We start from the raw sequence: 18,118 nt of genomic DNA, 5'->3' as shown, positions 1-18,118 counted from the left end.
CCCCCGCCTTCTTCACCGGCCGCTCCGGCGCCTCCCGCTGCCGGCCGACCGTACCGGCTTGCCCCACGAGGAGAAGAAATGTCCGATCCCATCAGTCTGCCGCTGACCGCCCATCAGCGGGACATCTGGGCCGCGAGCGCCCTCGACGAGAGCCATCCGCAGTTCAACTGCGTCGTGCACGAGCGCCTCACGGGACGGGTGGACGTCCCCGCCCTGCGGGCGTGTCTGGCCCGCGCGGTACGGCGCAACGACGCGTTCTCCCTGTCGTTCGACGCGCGTGACGAGGTCCCCCACCAGTGGCGGGACCCCGAGGTCGGCCCGGCTCCCGACCATGCCCTCGTCTCCCTCGTGGACCTGAGCGACGAGGCCGATCCGCGCGCCGCGTGCGCCGCCTGGGTCGAGCGGACGATGGCCCGCCCGTTCCCGCTGCGCCGGGGCAGGATGTTCGAGATCTCGCTGCTCAGGGAGGGGCCAGGTGCCGTACACCTGGTCGTCAAGGCCCATCACATCGTCACCGACGGCTATGGCGTCTTCCTCTTCACCGAGCAGGTCTTCGAGGACTACGCGCGGGTGAAGGCGGGCGGAGCCCCGTCGGCCGCGGCCGCCCCCTCCTACACGGACTTCATCGGCGAGGAGGCCCGCTACACGGCGTCGCCGCGATTCCGGCAGGACCAGGAGTTCCATCGCCGGGCGCACGCCGATGTGGTGCCCGCCCTGTTCACCCGCGGCGCGGTGCAGGCCGGCCCGGCGACCGGCCGGCACTCCTTCACCGTCGACAGCGACCTCGTCCGGCGCCTGCGCGAACAGCAGCGGCTGGTCTTCCCCGTCGTGGCGGCGGCGTTCGCCACCTATCTCGGCCGGGTCCACCGCACCCGTGAGGTGGTTCTCGGGATCCCCCTGCTCAACCGCAGGACCGTGCGGGAGCTGGCGACCGTCGGTCACTTCGCCAATATCCTCCCCCTGCGGGTGGGGACCCCCGCCACGGCGACGATGCGCGAGGTCGGCGAGGCCGTCGAGACCGGCAGCGAGGAGCTGCGGCACCACGAGCGGCTCGCACTCGGCGACGTGCTGCGGACGCTGCCGCGCGGCAGCGGCGGCGCACCGCGGCTGTTCGACGTGACGCTGTCCTACCTGCCGATGCCGCCCAGCCCCGACGTCGCCGGACTGGCCCGCGAGACCAGGGGTTCGGCGCCCGCGCACGCGCAGGACGCCATCGCCGTCCACGTCCTGCACATCCGGGGCACCGACGAGGTGCGGATCACCCTCACCTACGGCCGTGACGTCCTCGACGAGGACTTTCCCGTCGGGGCGCTGGCCGGTCACATCACCGCCCTGATCCGGGGCGCGGTCGAGGAGCCCGACCGGCCGATCGGGACGCTGCCCATGCTGGACGCGGCCGAGCGCCGGAACCTGGAGAGCGCCGCGCGCGGCCCCCGGGTGCCCTACGCCGACGGGCGGACCCTGCACAGCCTGTTCGAGGAGCAGGCCGCGCGGACACCGGACCGGCCCGCGGTGCTCTCGGCGGCCGCGACCGGTGCGCCCGGCGACGGCCCGCCCGGCGACGCCTCCCTGACGTTCGGGGCGCTCGACGCGGCGGCGAACCAGGTCGCCCACGCGCTGCGGGCGGCCGGGGTCGGCCCCGACGACCGGGTCGCCGTCCTGCTGGAGCGCGGGCCGCTGACGCTCGTGGCCGTCCTGGGGGTACTCAAGGCCGGAGGCGCCTACGTACCGGTCGATCCGGGCTATCCGGCCGCGCGGATCGCCTTCGTCCTGGAGGACAGCCGCGCCAAGGTCGTCCTGGTGGGCGGTCCTGACGCGCCCGGCGCCGCGGGCGCGGAGGCCGCCGCAGGCGCGGAGGCGGCGGGAAGCGCCCCAGTGCCCTCGGGCGCCGGCCTGCCGTCCGGTACGCGGGTGTTGCGCGTCGCCGATCTGCTGCACGGGCCGGACACACCGCCGGAGTCCACCGCCACCTCGCGCGATCTCGCCTACGTCATCTACACCTCGGGCTCGACCGGCAGGCCCAAGGGCGTCATGGTCGAACACCACTCCGTCGTCAACCGGCTGGCCTGGATGCAGCGCGCCCACCCGATCGGCGCGGACGACGTGATCCTGCACAAGACGCCCATCGCGTTCGACGTCTCGGTGTGGGAGCTGTTCTGGTGGGCCCTCGAAGGCGCCGCGGTCGCGCCCGCCCCGGTCGGCGCCGAGAAGGACCCCGGGGCGCTGGCGCGCACCATCGCCGAACGGCGGGTGACCGTCGCGCACTTCGTCCCCTCGATGTTCGGCCCGTTCCTCGATCTGCTGGAGGAGTCACCGCGGACGCTCGCCGACGTCCGCTCGCTGCGCTACGTCTTCTGCAGCGGTGAGGCCCTGCCGCCCTCCCGCGTCGACCAGTTCAACCGGATCTTCGGCGGGGCGGGCGAGGAGCGGCCCGCCCCGCGGCTGGTGAACCTCTACGGGCCGACGGAGGCGACTGTCGACGTCTCCTCGTACGTCTGCCCGGCCGATCCCGCACACCCGGTGCGGCGGGTGCCGATCGGCCGGCCGATCGACAACACCGACCTGTACGTGCTCGGCGAACTCCAGGACGAGCCACAGCCGTTCGGGGTGCCCGGCGAGCTGTGTGTCGCCGGAGCGGGCGTCGCCCGCGGCTACCTCGACCGCCCCGAGCTGACGCGCGAGCGGTTCACCCCCTACCCGTCGGCCCCCGGCGGCCGCCTCTACCGCACCGGCGACCTCGCCCGGGTGCTGGCCGACGGCACGATCGAGTACCTCGGCCGGATCGACGGGCAGGTGAAGATCCGCGGCAACCGGATCGAACTCGGCGAGGTGGAGCACCATCTGTCGACCGCACCCGGTGTGCGCGGCGCCGTCGTGGACAGCACCACGTCGGCACAGGGCACCCGGCTCGTCGGCTACTACGTCGCGGACGAACCGGCCGAGGACGGCGCGCTGCGCGCCCATCTCGCCCGCCACCTGCCGGAGTTCATGATCCCGGCGCGGCTGGTGCGCATCGACCGCGTTCCGCTCACCCCCAACGGCAAGGCCGACCGCCGCGCCCTGCCCGCACCCGGGAGCGCGGACGCCGCGTCCGGGACACCGGCCGCCGCCCCGCGCGACGCGACCGAGGCGGCGCTGGTCGCCGTCTGGTCCGAGGTGCTGGGACAGGAGGGCGTCGGCATCCACGACGACTACTACGCGCTCGGCGGCGACTCCCTCCTGACCATCAGGATCCAGGCCCGCGCGGCCCGGCTGGGCGTCCATTTCACCCCGAACGACCTGGTACAGCACCCGACCGTGGCGGCCCTGGCCGCCCGCTGCTCCGAAGGGCCGCGCGAGCAGGGCCCCGACCTCGCGCCGTTCGCGCTGGTCTCCGAGGAGGCGCGGGAGAAGCTGCTGCGGTCGGGGGACGTCGAGGACGCGTTCCCGCTGACCCGGCTCCAGCTCGGGCTGATCTATCACAGCGCGGCCACCGAGGGAACGGCCCTGTACCACGACGTCTTCCACTACTCCTTCCGGCTGCCCTGGTCCGAATCCTCCTTCCGGCGTGCCTTCGACCGGCTGGTCGCCCGGCACCCGGCGCTGCGCTCCTCGATCGACCTCGGCGGGCACGGCGAACCGCTGCAGGTCGTCCACCGGCGGATCACGGGAGGGCTGGTCGTCGTCGACCAGCGCGACAGCCCGGTGGCGGAGGCGGACGCGGTCATCGACACGTACATCGAGCAACAGCGCTACCGGGACTACGACGTGTCGGCCGCGCCGCTCTGCGACTTCCGTGTCCACGTCCGCGAGCACACCGTCGAGCTGGTGCTCAGCTTCCACCACGCGCTCCTCGACGGCGGCAGTGTGGCGAGCCTGCTGCGGGAGCTGCTGGAGGAGCATCTGCGCACCGAGGACGAGGAGGCGCGGGCGGTCCCCGCGGACCCGCCGCCCTCCCCCGCCCACCATGTCCTCGCCGAGCGCACGGCGTTGGGGTCCGAGGACGACCGCCGGTACTGGAAGGAGCGGCTGGACGGCGCGCGCGGGGCACACCTCGACGGCTTCCGGGCCGCCGCGCCGGTGAGCGGGCCGGCCGGTTTCGTCACCCACCGGGCCACCCTGCCCGCGGGGCTGGAACACCGGGTCGGCGCCTTCTCGCGCGCCCACTCCGTACCGGTGAAGTCCGTGCTCTTCGCGGCGCACTGCCTGACGCTGCGGCTGTTCTCCGGGCAGCACGACCTGACCACGGGACTGCTCACGCACGGCCGTCCCGAACGCGCCGAAGGGGACCGCACCGCCGGTCTGTTCGTCAACACCATCCCCGTCCGGATGAACGACGAGGACGGCAGCTGGCTCGACGTGGTCCGCGAGGCCCACCGTGCGGAGCGGCTCGGCCATCCGCACCGCCATTACCCGCTCAGCGCCGTCCAGGAGGACTCACCGGACGGACCGGCCGTGCGGACCGCGTTCAACTACGTCAACTTCCACATCCTCGCGCCGGTCCTCGACCGCCCCGACGTCGAGCTGCTGTCGGTACGTACCTTCGAGGAGACCGATTTCCAGCTCCTCGTCAACGCCGTGACCGACCCGGGGGACGGCACTCTGTGGCTGCGCGTCGACGGCGACGGCCGGACGTTCACCGCCGAGCAGGCCGAACTGGTCGCCCTCGCCTACACCGCGATCCTCACGCGTCTGCTGGACCACCCGCGGGACCCCGCCGATCTCGGCTTCCTCGCCACCACAGGTCCGCTCGCCACCACCGGGCCCCGCGCCGCCAGGCGTGCTCCCCACCCCACCGGGACCGGCACCCCGCAGACGCCCGGGGCACCCGGGGCCGCCGTGGACGTCGTACGCCTCTTCGCCGGGCAGGCGGCCCGTACCCCGGACGCCGTCGCGCTGGTCCAGGGGACCGCGCGCTGGAGCTACCGGGAACTCGACCGGGCCGCCGACCGGATCGCCCGGCGGCTCCTCGGCCTCGGCGCGGGGCCCGGGACCCGCGTCGGCATCGCCATGGACCGCGCGCCCGAGACGGTGGCGGTGATCCTGGCGGTCGCCAGGGCAGGCGCCGCCTGCGTGCCGCTGGACACCGGATACCCGGCGGAGCGCATCGCGGCGATGCTGGAGCAGGCGCGGCCGGTACGGGTCGTCGCGCACCGCGCCCACGCCCATCTGGTCGACGACCAGGACGTCCTGCTGCTCGCGGAGGAGCTGGTGGCCCAGGACGGCCGCGACACGTCCGCCGCGGCGCCCCGCGCCGGGGCCGCCCTGCCAGGAGCGGATCCGCGGAGCACCGCGTACCTCCTGTTCACCTCCGGCTCCACGGGGCGGCCCAAGGGCGTGGTCATGCCCCACCGGTCGCTCGCCAACATGGTGTCCTGGCAGAACCGCAGGCCCAGCGGCGCGGCCGGAGGCACCACGGTGGCCTACGCGCCGCTCAGCTTCGACGTCTCGTTCCAGGAGATCTTCTCCACGCTCTGCTCCGGCGGCACCCTCGTCCTCGCCACCGAGGCCGAACGGCGCGACATGCCGGCCCTGCTGCGCCTCCTCGATCTGCACGGCGTCGAGCGGATCTTCCTGCCCTACGTCGCGCTCCAGCAGCTCGCCGAGGCCGCCTGCGCGCTCGGCCCGGTGCCCCGCAGGCTCAGGACGCTGATCTCCTCCGGAGAGCAGCTGCGCGTGAGCGAGGAGATCCGCCGGCTGTGCTCCCTGCTGCCGGGCGCCGTCCTGGAGAACCAGTACGGGCCCACCGAGTCGCACGTCGTCACCAGCTTCACCATGACCGGCGACCCGGCCGCCTTCCCGCCGCTGCCGCCGATCGGCACCCCCGTCGACGGCACGGAGGTCCAGGTGCTCGACGAGGCGATGCGGCCGGTCCCGGTCGGTGTCACGGGCCAGATCCACCTGGGCGGCGTCTGCCTGGCCGACGGCTACACCGGGCGGCCCGAGCTGACCGCGGAGCGGTTCGTCCCGCATCCGGCCGACGGCGACCGGCGGCTGTACCGGACCGGCGACCTCGGCTACGTCCTGCCGGGCGGCGACATCGTCTACGCCGGGCGCGCCGACAGCCAGGTCAAGATCCGCGGGTACCGGGTCGAGCCGGCCGAGGTGGAACTCGCCCTCGCCCGGCACGCCGCGCACGACTCCGGCATCCGCGAGGTCGCCGTCGTGGACCGGCGGCGCGGTACGGACTCCTTCCTCGCCGCGTTCCTCGTGGGCGACCGGGAGCGGACCGACCTCGGGCAGCTCAGGGACCGGCTGCGCGCCAGCCTGCCGGAGTACCTGATCCCCACCCACTACCAGTGGCTGCCCGCCCTGCCGCTCACGCCCAGCGGCAAACGGGACGACGCCGCGCTGCGCGGCGCCGATCTGACGACGGTGGCCCCCCGGGCGGGCCGCGCGGCGCGTGACGCGTACGAGCGGTCCCTGGTGGAGATCTTCGCCGAACTGCTGGACATCCCCGAACCGGGCGTGCACGACAGCCTCTTCGAACTGGGCGGCACCTCGATCACCGCCATGCGGCTCGTCATGCTGATCGAACAGCGCTTCGGCGTCCGGCTGCCGCTCTCCGACTTCGTCGCGGCCCCCACCGCCGCCGCCATCGCGGAGCGCCTGCGCTCCACGGCGTCGGCGCCGGACTCCCCCGGGGTGCTGGTGCCCTTCCGCGAGGAGGGCGAGCGCCCGCCGGTCTTCTTCGTCCATCCGCTGGGCGGCAATGTGCTCTGCTATCTGACGCTGGCCCGGCACCTCCCCGACGACCAGCCCTTCTACGGGATCCAGGCGGCCGGGTTCGTACCGGGCGCCGAGCCCGACCGGTCGATCCCGGACATGGCGGCGGCGTACGTCGAGGCCGTCCGGCGGATACGGCCCGACGGGCCCTACATCATCGGCGGCTGGTCCTTCGGCGGCTTCGTGGCCTTCGAGATGGCCCGCCTGCTGCGGCAGGCAGGACACGAGGTACGGCCGCCGATCCTGCTCGACACGGTCGCGCTCAGCCCGGACGCGCCGCGCGACCTGAGCGACGCGACCCTGTTCCACTTCTTCTTCTGGGAACTCCTCTGGGCGGACAGCGGCAGCGACACCCCCGTCGAGGCGCTGTCCCGCGAAGTCGGTTCCGAGGAGGAGGTGTTCAGGCGCGCGGCCGAGGTCGCCGAACGGAACGGGATCCTCCCGCCGGGCGACTCGCACGAAGCGGTCCGCCGCCTGTACGCCGTGTTCCAGGCGAACTACCAGGCACTGATGGACGAGCGCGGCGAGGTCACCGACCTGGACCTCACCCTGCTGCACGCCCGGGGCGAACTGCCGGACGTGCTCAGGCCCCTGCACGACGGGGCGGGCTCCCTGCACGGCGACCCCACGAACGGCTGGCGGACCAGGACGACCGGGGAGATCGAGGTCATCGACGTCCCCGGCGACCATCTGCAGATCGTGGAGGAGCCCTATGTGAAGTACGTGGCGGAGCGGATCACCCAGTTGGTGACGGCGAGCCTGCCGAGCACCGGAGACGGAACCCGAGGAAAGCGATGACGACCGACATGAACAGCGGAAGCGGAACGAGCGGTACACCCCGTACGAAAGCGATCGTCGTGGGCGCCGGAATCGGCGGCCTCGCGGCGGCCGTCGCCCTGCGGTGCGTGGGCGTCGAGGTCGAGGTCCACGAGCGGGCGGGCGAACTGCGCGCGGCGGGTACCGCCCTGTCCGTCATGAGCAACTCCATCACGGCGCTGGCCACCCTCGGCATCGACCTGCGGCTGGCGGAGCGCGGCCGGGTCATCGAGACCGCCGAGCTGATGACGAGCACGGGCGGCCGGATCAAGACGATGCCCTACCGGGAACTCTCCGACCGGCTGGGCGCCCCCAGCGTGTGCGTCTCGCGCGGCGAGCTGCAGGCCGCCCTGCTGGAGGCGGCCGGGGACTGCCCGGTGCACCTGGGCTCCGCCGCCACGGGATACGACATCGAGGAGAACGGAGTGCGGGTCCGGTTCGCCGACGGGAAGGAGGCCCGCGCCGACCTGCTCATCGGCGCCGACGGCATCCACTCGGCGATCCGCGGGCAGCTGGCGGGACCGGAGCCGCTGCGGGAGGCCGGCTACCTCTGCTGGCTCGCCGTCACCCCGTTCGAACATCCGCTGCTGACACCGGGGTTCAACGGCCACTACTGGGGCCGGGGGCAGCGCTTCGGACTGCACGACATCGGCCAGGGCCGCGCCTACTGGTGGGGTACGCGCAACATGTCCGCCGATTCCGCCCGCGCCTGGAAGGGCGAAGGGGACGACATCGCCCGTGCCTTCGACGGCTGGGCGGAGGTGGTCGGCGAGGTGATCAGGGCCACTCCCGAGGAGGCCATCCACGCGGTCCCCGCGCAGGACCGGCCGTTCCTGGAGCGGTGGGGCGAGGGCCCGGTGACGCTGCTGGGGGACGCGGCGCACCCCATGCTGACCGCCCTGGCCCAGGGGGGCAGCACGGCGATCGAGGACGCCGTGGTCCTGGCGCACAGCTGCGCGGCGGCGTCCGACCCGGCGAGCGGGCTGCGCGCCTACGAGGAGGCCAGGCGCGAGCGCACCAAGTGGCTGGTCGACAACTCCTACTCCCTCAGCAAGAACGAACAGGAGGACCGGCCGCTGGTGATGGCGGTGCGCAACACCCTGATGCGGTACGCCCCGACGTCCCTGTTGATGCGCCCCTTCGAGAAGGCGATGACGTACACGTCTCCCGACTTCGGCACGGACAAGGCGGCTCCCGCGCAGCTGTGACCGGCCCGCCCGCGAGAGGCTCGCCCGAAGCCTGTCGCCGCTCCGTCCCCGCGCCGATACTGGGGCGATGGAGACCATGGTGTTCATGACGCTGCCCGGACTGGTCATCGCGCTGACGGTGGTGGCCTTCGTGGACCAGCTTCTGCTGCGCGCCGGGCGGGCCGGGATGCTGCCCTGGCGCAATCCGGCCCGCCAGGGGCAGATCTCGGCGACCGGCTTCGAGCAGCTGCACGCCACCTTCTCGCCGGGCAAACAGAGCGAGTTGAAGGAGCGGCAGTCGGCGCTGCTGCTCCGTGACGACGAGGAGGACGGCGCCCCGCCGCACCGGACCACGGTGGATCTGGACGGCGGCAGGGCGGTCGTACGGATGCCGAACGCGCGCTGAGGGCTGGTCCGCCAGGGATCGACGGACCAGCCCTCAGGGCCTGTCCACGCCGCGTCCCGCGCGCCTGCGCCGGTACGCGGCGACCGCCACCACGACGGCCACCGCTCCCGCCGCGCCGGACCACACCACCGGGTTCGCGTAGAGCGGGGCGGGGGCGGCGTCGAGCGGGATGGCCGCGGTGTCGTTCCCGGGGGTGCGGTCGTAGGGGTTGTGCGTGCGGATGGTGCCGCGCGCGCCGGGGACCTGCCGGTCGATGCGGATGTGGAAGTCGATGGCGGTGACGCCCCCTTCGTGGCGTACCTCGCCGAAGCTGTCGAAGCCGATGGCGCAGACGAAGGCCCCGCCGGGCTTCTCGGGCCGCGCGCACGCCCAGCTGCCGCCGGAGTCCTCGAAGGTGTACGGGATGGAGGTGACGGTGGTGCCCTCCGGGGGGATCACCTCGAAGCCGCCCATCAGCTCGGGGTCCATCGCCGCGACGTCCCGCAGCCGTCCGGGGCCGTGGTCGCGCACGCCGAGCCGTACCTTCACCGTGGTGCCGACCCGGCCCCGGACCGTCGCCGTGACCGGCTCGTAGTCGGCCTGCACGGTGGTGTCGAGGCGGATCTCGGCGCTGTCGTGCGTGAGGCCGCGGTCGGCGGTGGCGGTCAGCGGCAGCGGGGCGTCCGTGCCGCGCGCGGTGTGGCCTTCGGGTTTCCGGGGATCGGACGACCAGGTGTAGGAGAGCGAGCCCGTCAGCTTCCCGGCCGCGGCGGCGAAGCCGATCGGGGCGGCGGTGCGGTACGCGGAGCCCGGTGCGGCCTTCGTGGCGAACAGGCACCAGGCCGAGGTGAAGCCGGTGTCGAAGTGACAGTTGCGGGGGCGCGACGTCAGGACACCGCCCTCGGTGGTGAGGTGCAGGGCGACGCCCCGTTCCGCGGTGAAGCGGCTGTGGTTGGCGAACCTGGGCGACAGGGCCACGGGCGTGCCCGGCTCGGCTCCCTCGACCGTCTTCTCGTCCTCGCCCTCGGGCGTGCGCAGCGTGGGGCCGCCCACGGTCATGCGGGTGGTGCCGGTGACCGTGGGCGCGTTGTCGGCGGTGACGGTGTACGTCACCGTCCCGCTGTCGCCCGGCTCGACGCCGTCCACACCGCGCAGGATGAAGGGTGTGTTGGACTCGCCGTCGCCGTTCTGCACGTCGCCGTAGACGCAGGTGAACACCACCGACTTTCCTGTGCAGTTCCCGCCACCGCCCTTCTCCGGCCGGGCGACGCCCTCAAGGCCCGAGGCGTCCACGACGACGCGGACGCCTCGGGCCGGTCCGTCGGCACTGGCCTCGACGGCGACGGGTATGACGAAGTCGCTGTTCAGGGCCTCGGCGCCCTCGTCCGCGTGGTAGAGGATGAAGTCCGCCGGGGCTTCGAGCCGCAACGCGACCTCGCCGGAGCCGTCGGCCGCCGCGGGCGCCGAGGCGGTGGCCAGGAGGACGGCGAGACTCGCCGCCAGCGCGGCCGGGCGGCCGGTGATCCGTATCGGTCCACGGGTGCGTAGGCGTCGGAGCATGTGCCCCATGTCAGCAGGAGACGGCGGCTGTGACAAACAGGCGGCTGCGCACAGCCCGTTTTCCGGCCGCCGCCTACCGGCGTTGCCACTCCTGGGCCAGCAGTTCGTAGGAGCGCACCCGCTCGGCGTGGCCGTGGGTGATGGTGGTGATGAGCAACTCGTCCGCTGCGGTGGCTTCCTGGAGCTGTTCGAGCTGGTCGGCCACGCGGCCGGGTGATCCGACGAACTGCGTGTCGACGCGGTCCGCGACCAGTTCGCGGTCCGCGTCGCTCCACTCCTGGGCGCGGGCCTGTTCGGGGGTGGGGAACTCGATGGCGCCCTCGGCGGTGCGGATGCTGCGGACCCAGGGGCCGTAGCCGGTGGCGAGTTCGCGGGCGGTCTCGTCGTCCTCGGCGACGACGACATCGGCGGAGACACTGACGTAGGGCCGGTCGAGCGCCTCCGAGGGCTTGAACGCGGCGCGGTACCCCTCGGTGGCCTCCAGTACGGTGGCCGGGCTGACGTGGTAGTTCGCGGCGAAGCGCAGGCCGTTGCGGCCCGCGACGTCGGCGCTCTGCCCGCCGCTGCTGCCCAGGATCCACACGTGCAGGTCGGCGCCCTCGCCGGGGACGACGTGCGCCTCGACGCCGTCCGCGGACCGGTACGTCCCGCGCAGCAGCGCGAGGATGTCGTCGATCTGCTCACCGTAGTCCTGTGCCTGCGCTTCCGGCTGGCGCAGCAGTTGTTGCTGGAGGGCGATCCGGGGTGAGCCGAGCAGCCGCTCGAAGGCGAACCTCGGCGGGATCAGCAGCCCGTTGGGGGCCCGTCCGTCGACGACGGGGACGGTGGCCGGAGCGGACTTGCCCGTGGGTGCGGTGGGACGGCCGCCCGAGCGGCCGAGTCCGAGGTCGAGCCGTCCCGGGTGCAGGGCGTCGATCAGGCCGAACTCCTCCACGGTGGACAGGGCGGTGCGGTGGCCGAGCTGAACGGCGCCGGAGCCGATCCTGATCGTCGTGGTCGCGGAGGCGGTCAGGGCCAGCACGACGGCCGGTGAGGTGCCGGCGACCCCGGGGTTGAGGTGGTGTTCGGCGAACCAGTAGCGGCTGTAGCCGAAGCGTTCGGTTTGCTGGGCCAGGTCGATGGTGTTGCGCAGGGCGTCGGTGGCGGTGGAGCCGGACGGGACCGGTACGAGGTCGAGGACCCCGAGGGGGATGCGGGACACGGTCGGGGTTCTCCTCAGTGGTCGGGGGTCGCGGCGGGCCGCGTGGAGTGCGTGCCGGTCGCGGCGTCGGCGGAGCCGTGCGGGCCCTCGTCCGGTACCGGGCCCCAGGTGAACGGCGGGTCGGGGATCTCGCGTCGCAGTACGGGGGCGATGTCGGACTGGAAGAGTCCGAGCGCGTCGCGGTGCTGGGTGTCGGTGAGTCCGCCCGCGTCGGCGTGCAGATGGAGCACGGTGTGACCGAACCGCTCGTGGTAGCGGTGCACCTTCTCGATGACCTGCTGGGGGCTGCCGATCAGCGCCGAGCTGCGCTCGACGAAATCCTCCAGGGTCGGGAACACCGGGTCGGCGCCGATCCGCTTCTGGAAGGCGAGGTAGCCCTCGAACACCGGCCGGTAGTCGGCGATCGCCCGCTGGGAGGTGGGGGCCGCGTAGTAGCCCGCCGTGCCCGCGCCGACCGCGATGCGCGCCGGGTCGTGGCCGTAGTGCTCCCAGCGCTCGCGGTAGTGACGGATCAGCTCGGCGTACGGCTCGATGGTGTGGGTGACGTTCGCGGAGAACAGCGGGTCTCCGTAGCGGGCTGCCAGGTCGACGGATTCCTTGCTCGTGGCGCTGCCGTGCCAGACCCTGATGGGCTGCTGGAGCGGTCTCGGCCATACCTCGGCGTCCTTGAGCCCGGGGCGGAAACGTGTCGCGGCGCTCACCTTGTCCTGCCGCCAGATCTGCCGGAACACCTCGTAGCTCTCGGCGTTGCGCTCCCACTGGTCCTCGGACGTGACGTGGAACAGCTCGCGCTGGGCGGTGCCGTTGCCCTTGCCGATGATCAGCTCCAGCCGGCCGCCGGAGAGATGGTCCAGGGTCGCGTAGTCCTCGTAGGCGCGCACCGGGTCCAGCAGGCTGAGTGTGGTCACGGCGGTGAACAGCCGGATCCGGGAGGTGAGCGCGGCGATGTGGCTGAGCACGACCGGTGGTGAGGAGGAGATGAAGGGCCGCTCGTGCCGCTCCCCGACACCGAAACCGTCGAATCCCAGCTCCTCGGCGAGCAGCGCGTTGTCCAGGACCTCCCGAAAGCGTTCGCCGGTGGACTTGCGCGCGCCGGTCGCCGGGTGCGGTGTGTGGGCGATGAGTGTGATGGCGAGGAACTTCACGAGGCCGCCCGCTCCCCTGCCGCGTCGGCGTCGGGGTGGGCCAGGCCGAGGTGGTCGCGCAGGGTGGTGCCCTCGTACTCCGTACGGAACACACCGCGCTCCTGGAGGAGCGGGACGACGGTGTCGGCGAAGACGTCGAGTCCGCCGGGGGTGAGGTGCGGGACGAGGATGAAGCCGTCGCTGACGTCGGCCTGGACGTAGGCGTTGAGCTTCTCGGCGACCGTGGCCGGGGAGCCGATGAACGACTGGCGGCTGCCGGTCTCGATGACGAGGTCCCGGATCGACCAGTTGTTGGCGGCGGCGCGCTCGCGCCACTCGCGGGCGGTGGCCAGCGGGTCGCGGTACATCCGTACCTGGGCGCGGCCCCGGGCGATGCTGTGTTCGCCGAGGTCGGGGTCGATGTCGGGGAGCGGGCCGTCCGGGTCGTAACCGGACAGGTCGCGGTTCCAGACGAACTCCAGGTGTTTGATCGCCGTGGCGCCGCTGACCTGCTGGCGGCGTATCTCGCGGGCCGCTTCCCCGGCCTCCTCGTCCGTGTCGCCGAGGACGAAGGTCGCGGCGGGCAGGATCAGCAGCTGGTCGTGGCCGCGTCCGTGCCGGGCCAGGCGGTTCTTGACGTCGGTGTAGAAGGCGCGGCCTTCGTCGAGGGTGCTGTACCGGCTGAAGATCGCGTCGGCTCCGGCGGCGGCGAACTCCCTTCCCTCCTCGGAGTCGCCTGCCTGGAAGATGACGGGGCGGCCCTGCGGGCTGCGCGGGACGTTGAACTGTCCCTCGATGTCGAAGTGCTGCCCCTTGTGCACGAAGGCTCCGGCGCGGGCGTCGCGGAGAAAGGCGCCGGTGTGCGGGTCGGCGACGATCTCGTCGCCGTGCCAGGAGTCGAACAGCTCGTTGGCGGTGGAGAGGAACTCCCGGGCGCGGGAGTAGCGCTCCTCCTGCGGGAGGAAGCCGCCGCGGCGGAAGTTCTCTCCGGTGAAGGCGTCCCACGAGGTGACGACGTTCCAGGCGGCGCGCCCGTCGGAGAGGTGGTCGAGGCTGGCGAACTGGCGGGCCACCTCGTAGGGCTCGTTGAAGGTGGAGTTGATGGTGCCCGCCAGCCCGAGGCGTTCGGTGACGGCGGCGAGCGCGGACAGCACGGTGAAGGTGTCGGGGCGGCCCACCACGTCCAAGTCGTATATCTGGCCGCCCTGTTCGCGAAGGCGCAGTCCTTCGGCGAGGAAGAGGAAGTCGAACTTGGCGCGTTCGGCGGTCCGGGCGAAGTGGGTGAAGGAGCTGAACTCGATGTGGCTGCCCGCCCGCGGGTCGCTCCACACCGTGGTGTTGTTGACGCCGGGGAAGTGGGCCGCGAGGTGGATCTGCTTGAGCGGCTTGCTCATGGTCGGTGGTCCCTCCGGCTCAGGCCGTGGCGTAGCGGTTGGCGGGGCGGGGCAGTCCGAGCAGCCCGCGCAGGGTGCTCGCCTCGTAGCTGTGCCGGAAGGCGTCGCGGCGCCGCAGTTCTGGCACCAGGCCCCGGGTGATCGCGGGCAGGTCGTGGGCGATCACCGCGGGGCGCAGCCGGAAGCCGGTCAGCCCGGCCCGCCGCCATTCCAGGAGCAGGTCGGCCAGTTGGGCGGGGGTGCCCGTGAACACCTCGGCGTCGCTGGTGAAGGGGTGTCCCGCGAGGTCGTCGAGCCGTTCCTTGCGGGCGCGCGCCGCGGCGGGGTCGTCGTCGAGGAACACCACGAGGTCGCCGAAGAGGTGCAGGGGTTCCCCGGCCCGTGCCGTCGCGGCCCGTTCGGTGTGGATCTCGTCGACGATGGCGCGGGCCTGGCCGGGGTCGTGCGGGGTGATGTAGCCGAGGTCGGCCGAGCGGGCGATCAGCCGGTAGGGCACGGTCTGGTGCCCGAGCGCGGTGACGAGGGGCTGGCCCTGCGGCGGGCGGGGGGTGATGGAGGGGCCCTTGACGGTGAAGTGGCGTCCCTCGAAGTCGATGTAGTGGAGTCTGTCGCGGTCGATGAAGCGGCCGGTGGCGACGGACCGGATCTCGGCGTCGTCCTCCCAGCTGTCCCAGAGGCGGCGTACCACCTCGACGTGGTCGGCGGCCTCGTCGAAGAGTTCGGTGATCGCTTCCTGGGCCCGCGGTGTGTGCATGTCCTCGACGCGGATGTGCTGGACCGTACGGCGGCCGAAGTGCGCCGCCTCGTTCTGCCGCGCCGATATCTGGACGCGCACGCCGGCGCGGCCGGTGCTCACGTAGTCCAGGGTGGCGATCGCCTTGGAGAGGTGGAACGGCTCCGTGTGGGTGACGACGGCGGTCGGTACGATTCCGATGTGCCTGGTCAGTGGGGCGACGCGGGCGGCGATGAGTACGGCGTCCAGCCGTCCGCGTACCTGGTCGGTGCGCTCGTCGGGGTCCGCGGCGCGCGAGGACTGGAGTCCGAGCCCGTCCTCGATGGTCACGAAGTCGAGGAGGCCGCGCTCGGCCTCCGCGATGATGTCGGCCCAGTAGGCGGCGGTGAGCAGCTCCCGGGGCCGGGCTCCGGGCTCGCGCCAGGCGGCGGGGTGCCATCCCGCGCCGTCGAGGGCGACGGCGAGGTGGAGCGCGGCGGACGGGGAAGGGATCAGCGGTGAGGACGGGGACACGGAGGTGTGCCTTCCTGATCGGCCGTGGGTGAGCGCCGTCCCTCATCGGGAGGGGCGGGCGGCGGCGCAACAGGTCAGGAACAACAGAGCGCGCCGGCCACGCGCTGGAGGTCGATGTGGGGCCGGGAGTAGAGGTGGACGCTGCGGCGCGGGGCGAGGATCTTGGCGGGCGGCGCAGCGGTGAGTGACGCCATGTCCGCCTCCGCCCCTTCCGTCTCCGGCGGGCCCGGTGGCCTCGCCGTCTCGCGTTCTGCGGAACCCGGACGGGCTCCGCCCGGCTCCGGACGCCGACACTGATGAGCTGCCCCGAACGTTACGCGCGCCGTCTGCCCCGCGCAATGCCCGGATGGCGGGGTGGTGTTCGCCCCGTGACGGGGTACAGCAACGGGGCCGCGCGATCTGTTCCCGTCGGCCGGGGCGGAGTGTGCGCGGCCGGGGCCGTACGGCGGCGGGCGTGGCGCCGCCCCGTGCGGTCGGCGCCGCGCACACCGCCTCTCAGTCCACCGCGCCTTCCCAGGGGCTGCCGTACCGGTGGGCCAGGTCTGTCGCCTCCTCGGTGGTGAGGAGGCGGGGGGCGGTGTCCTTGAGGAGCAGGGTGAGGCGCGCGACCTCCTCCAGTTCGACGGCGGCGTCCACGGCCCGCGCGAGGGTGTCGCCGGCCGTGATGGGGCCGTGGTTCTGCAGGAGGGCGGCGCGGAAGGGGAAGCCGAGGGCCTCCATGCGGTGTGCCTGGCCGAGGTCGCCGGGGGCCGCGTACGGGATGAGCGGGGTCTGGCCCACGCGCATCACGAAGTACGGCGTGAGGGGCGCGAGGGCGCTGCGGCGGGACCAGGCGGGCAGGCAGGAGCAGGCGGCGGCGTGGGCGCTGTGCAGATGGACGACGGCGCGGGTGCCGGGGTCGCGCCGGTAGAAGGCCCGGTGGAGCGGGAACTCCTTGGACGGCGGCGGTCCGGCCGTATGTCCTTCGCGCAGGGGCGCCCGCGCGTCGAGCACGGCCAGCCGGTCGGGGTCCAGGTCTTCCAGCCGGGCGCCGGTGGGGGTCATGTATATGAGGTCGCCGACGCGCACACTGAGGTTGCCGGAGGCTCCCGGGCTCAGTCCGGCGGCCGACAACGCGCGTCCGGCCGCGACGAGTTCGTGACGGGCGTCGGTCATCGGAGTTCTCCCCAGGCGCCGGTGAACAGGGACGGTCCGCCGAAGTTCCCGGACTTCAGCGCGAGGTTGTACGAGGCGCCGTCCGGCGCCGAGCCGTGGGTCCAGGAGACTCCGGGGGCCAGGGCGGGGCCGAGTTCGAGGCGGCGGACGCCGAGGGCGCGCACCACACTGCCCGAGGTCTCCCCGCCGGCCACGACGAACTGCCGGGCGCCCGCCCCCGCGAAGGCCACCGCGCAGTCGGCGAGGGCGTCCTCCACCAGTTCGGCGGCGGGCCGCAGCCCCTCGGGCGGGTGGCGCTCGATGTCGGTGAGCGAGCCGACGGCGTAGACGAGGACCGGTCGGCCAGGCTCGTCGGCCCAGTGCGTACGGGCCCAGTCGGTGAGCCCGGCGATCTCGGCCGCCGGGTCGGCGCGCAGGGCGGCCAGGTCGAGCCGGCGGGCGGGCAGGGCAGGCAGCGCGGCCTCGATCTGGGCGCGGGTGGCCGCCGAGGCGCTGCCCGCCAGCACCGCGCGGTGTCCGGGGACGACGGGCATGGCGCCGGTGGCCGGGGCGCCGCGCGACGGCAGCCCGAGCGCGAGCCCGGAGCCGCCGGTGACCAGCGGGTGGTGTGCGGTGGCGGCCGCGATCCTGGTGAGGTCGTCGTTGTCGATGGCGTCGACCACCACATAGCCGGGGCCTTCGCCCGCCGAGGTGTCCAGGGCCGCCCGCAGCGCGCGCGGATCGCCCCTGACCACGTCCAGGCCGACGGCGCGGACGGGGTGGCGGGTCTGCGGGGAGAGCAGCCGCACCAGGTGGGAGTCGGTCATCGGGGTGAGCGGGTGGTGGCGCATGGGGCTCTCGCCCAGCAACTGGTCGCCCACGAACAGATGGCCCCGGTAGACGGTGCGCCCGGTGGCCGGGAAGGACGGCACCACCACCGCGGTGCCGGTGCCCAGCTCGGCCGTCAGCGCGTCGGCGACGGGGCCGATGTTCCCGCGCGGTGTGGAGTCGAAGGTCGAGCAGTACTTGTCGTAGATCCGCTCACAGCCCAGCCGGCGCAGGGCCGCGAGCGCGGCGACGCTCTCCCCGACGGCCTCGGCGACCGGTGCCGTACGCGACTTCAGCGCGACCACCACGGCGTCCATGTCCGCCAGCCCGGCCAGCTCCCGCTCGGTGGGCACACCGAGTGTGACACTGGTCCGAACCCCTCTGGCCACCCAGTTCGTCGCGAGATCGGTGGCGCCGGTGAAGTCGTCGGCGATTCCGCCCCATCGGAGTGCTGTGTGTGCTCTGCGCACCGTCTGCCACCCGTCCTTGTGTCGTGAACACGTCCGAGAACCCCCCGTTTCTCGGGATCGTCCCGGAC

General features: G+C 73.2%; 11 protein-coding genes. 3 read left to right on the top strand and 8 right to left on the bottom strand.

Annotated elements, in window-relative coordinates; genetic code table 11:
* Positions 1–78 precede the first annotated feature (78 nt).
* The 3 genes from DVH02_RS14745 to DVH02_RS14735 all read left to right on the top strand — a co-directional run bounded on the left by DVH02_RS14745 (position 79) and on the right by DVH02_RS14735 (position 9,114).
* Positions 79–7,503, top strand: a complete 7,425-nt coding sequence (locus DVH02_RS14745) for an amino acid adenylation domain-containing protein (protein ID WP_114624264.1) — start codon at positions 79–81, stop codon at positions 7,501–7,503.
* Positions 7,500–8,729 carry an FAD-dependent monooxygenase gene (locus DVH02_RS14740; RefSeq protein ID WP_114624263.1) on the top strand — a complete coding sequence of 410 codons (1,230 nt, stop codon included), beginning with the start codon at positions 7,500–7,502 and terminating at the stop codon, positions 8,727–8,729. Before DVH02_RS14745 ends, DVH02_RS14740 begins: the two co-directional genes overlap by 4 nt.
* Positions 8,730–8,796: 67 nt before the next feature.
* A complete protein-coding gene (locus DVH02_RS14735; protein WP_114624262.1) occupies positions 8,797–9,114 on the top strand; it encodes a DUF6191 domain-containing protein in 318 nt (105 codons plus the stop codon).
* Between the two features lie 33 nt (positions 9,115–9,147).
* Here the strand turns inward: DVH02_RS14735 and DVH02_RS14730 are convergent, their stop codons facing one another.
* From DVH02_RS14730 to otnK, 8 genes are all read right to left on the bottom strand, one after another.
* The gene (locus DVH02_RS14730) at positions 9,148–10,653 is read right to left on the bottom strand and encodes a hypothetical protein (protein WP_114624261.1); all 1,506 of its coding nucleotides are present in this window, start codon (positions 10,651–10,653) and stop codon (positions 9,148–9,150) included.
* 73 nt (positions 10,654–10,726) lie between these two features.
* The gene (locus tag DVH02_RS14725; protein WP_114624260.1) at positions 10,727–11,854 is read right to left on the bottom strand and encodes an LLM class flavin-dependent oxidoreductase; all 1,128 of its coding nucleotides are present in this window, start codon (positions 11,852–11,854) and stop codon (positions 10,727–10,729) included.
* Between the two features lie 14 nt (positions 11,855–11,868).
* Complete coding sequence (locus DVH02_RS14720) at positions 11,869–12,999, bottom strand: LLM class flavin-dependent oxidoreductase (protein WP_114624259.1); 1,131 nt, start codon at positions 12,997–12,999, stop codon at positions 11,869–11,871.
* Positions 12,996–14,372: an NtaA/DmoA family FMN-dependent monooxygenase gene (locus DVH02_RS14715; protein WP_114624258.1), complete on the bottom strand. Its 1,377-nt coding sequence runs from the start codon at positions 14,370–14,372 to the stop codon at positions 12,996–12,998. Before DVH02_RS14715 ends, DVH02_RS14720 begins: the two co-directional genes overlap by 4 nt.
* A 19-nt stretch (positions 14,373–14,391) precedes the next feature.
* Positions 14,392–15,618: an LLM class flavin-dependent oxidoreductase gene (locus tag DVH02_RS14710; protein ID WP_407697624.1), complete on the bottom strand. Its 1,227-nt coding sequence runs from the start codon at positions 15,616–15,618 to the stop codon at positions 14,392–14,394.
* 74 nt (positions 15,619–15,692) lie between these two features.
* The gene (locus DVH02_RS36935; RefSeq protein WP_325051365.1) at positions 15,693–15,812 is read right to left on the bottom strand and encodes a putative leader peptide; all 120 of its coding nucleotides are present in this window, start codon (positions 15,810–15,812) and stop codon (positions 15,693–15,695) included.
* 301 nt (positions 15,813–16,113) lie between these two features.
* Positions 16,114–16,773, bottom strand: a complete 660-nt coding sequence (locus tag DVH02_RS14705) for a class II aldolase/adducin family protein (protein ID WP_114624257.1) — start codon at positions 16,771–16,773, stop codon at positions 16,114–16,116.
* Positions 16,770–18,050, bottom strand: a complete 1,281-nt coding sequence (gene otnK / locus DVH02_RS14700) for a 3-oxo-tetronate kinase (RefSeq protein ID WP_233518227.1) — start codon at positions 18,048–18,050, stop codon at positions 16,770–16,772. Before otnK ends, DVH02_RS14705 begins: the two co-directional genes overlap by 4 nt.
* Positions 18,051–18,118 lie beyond the last annotated feature (68 nt).

Source organism: Streptomyces corynorhini, from assembly GCF_003346515.1.
Lineage (GTDB): Bacteria > Actinomycetota > Actinomycetes > Streptomycetales > Streptomycetaceae > Streptomyces > Streptomyces corynorhini.
Note: the sequence above shows the minus strand (reverse complement) of the source record. Positions and strands in the feature narration are given on the sequence as shown.

What these genes read in the sequence shown, in the direction of transcription:
- DVH02_RS14745 (WP_114624264.1), top strand. Translation starts at nt 79, where the DNA reads ATGTCCGATCCCATCAGTCTGCCGCTGACCGCCCATCAGCGGGACATC.
- DVH02_RS14735 (WP_114624262.1), top strand. Translation starts at nt 8,797, where the DNA reads ATGGAGACCATGGTGTTCATGACGCTGCCCGGACTGGTCATCGCGCTG.
- DVH02_RS14705 (WP_114624257.1), bottom strand. Translation starts at nt 16,773, where the DNA reads ATGACCGACGCCCGTCACGAACTCGTCGCGGCCGGACGCGCGTTGTCG.
- DVH02_RS14715 (WP_114624258.1), bottom strand. Translation starts at nt 14,372, where the DNA reads ATGAGCAAGCCGCTCAAGCAGATCCACCTCGCGGCCCACTTCCCCGGC.
- DVH02_RS14740 (WP_114624263.1), top strand. Translation starts at nt 7,500, where the DNA reads ATGACGACCGACATGAACAGCGGAAGCGGAACGAGCGGTACACCCCGT.
- DVH02_RS36935 (WP_325051365.1), bottom strand. Translation starts at nt 15,812, where the DNA reads ATGGCGTCACTCACCGCTGCGCCGCCCGCCAAGATCCTCGCCCCGCGC.
- DVH02_RS14730 (WP_114624261.1), bottom strand. Translation starts at nt 10,653, where the DNA reads ATGCTCCGACGCCTACGCACCCGTGGACCGATACGGATCACCGGCCGC.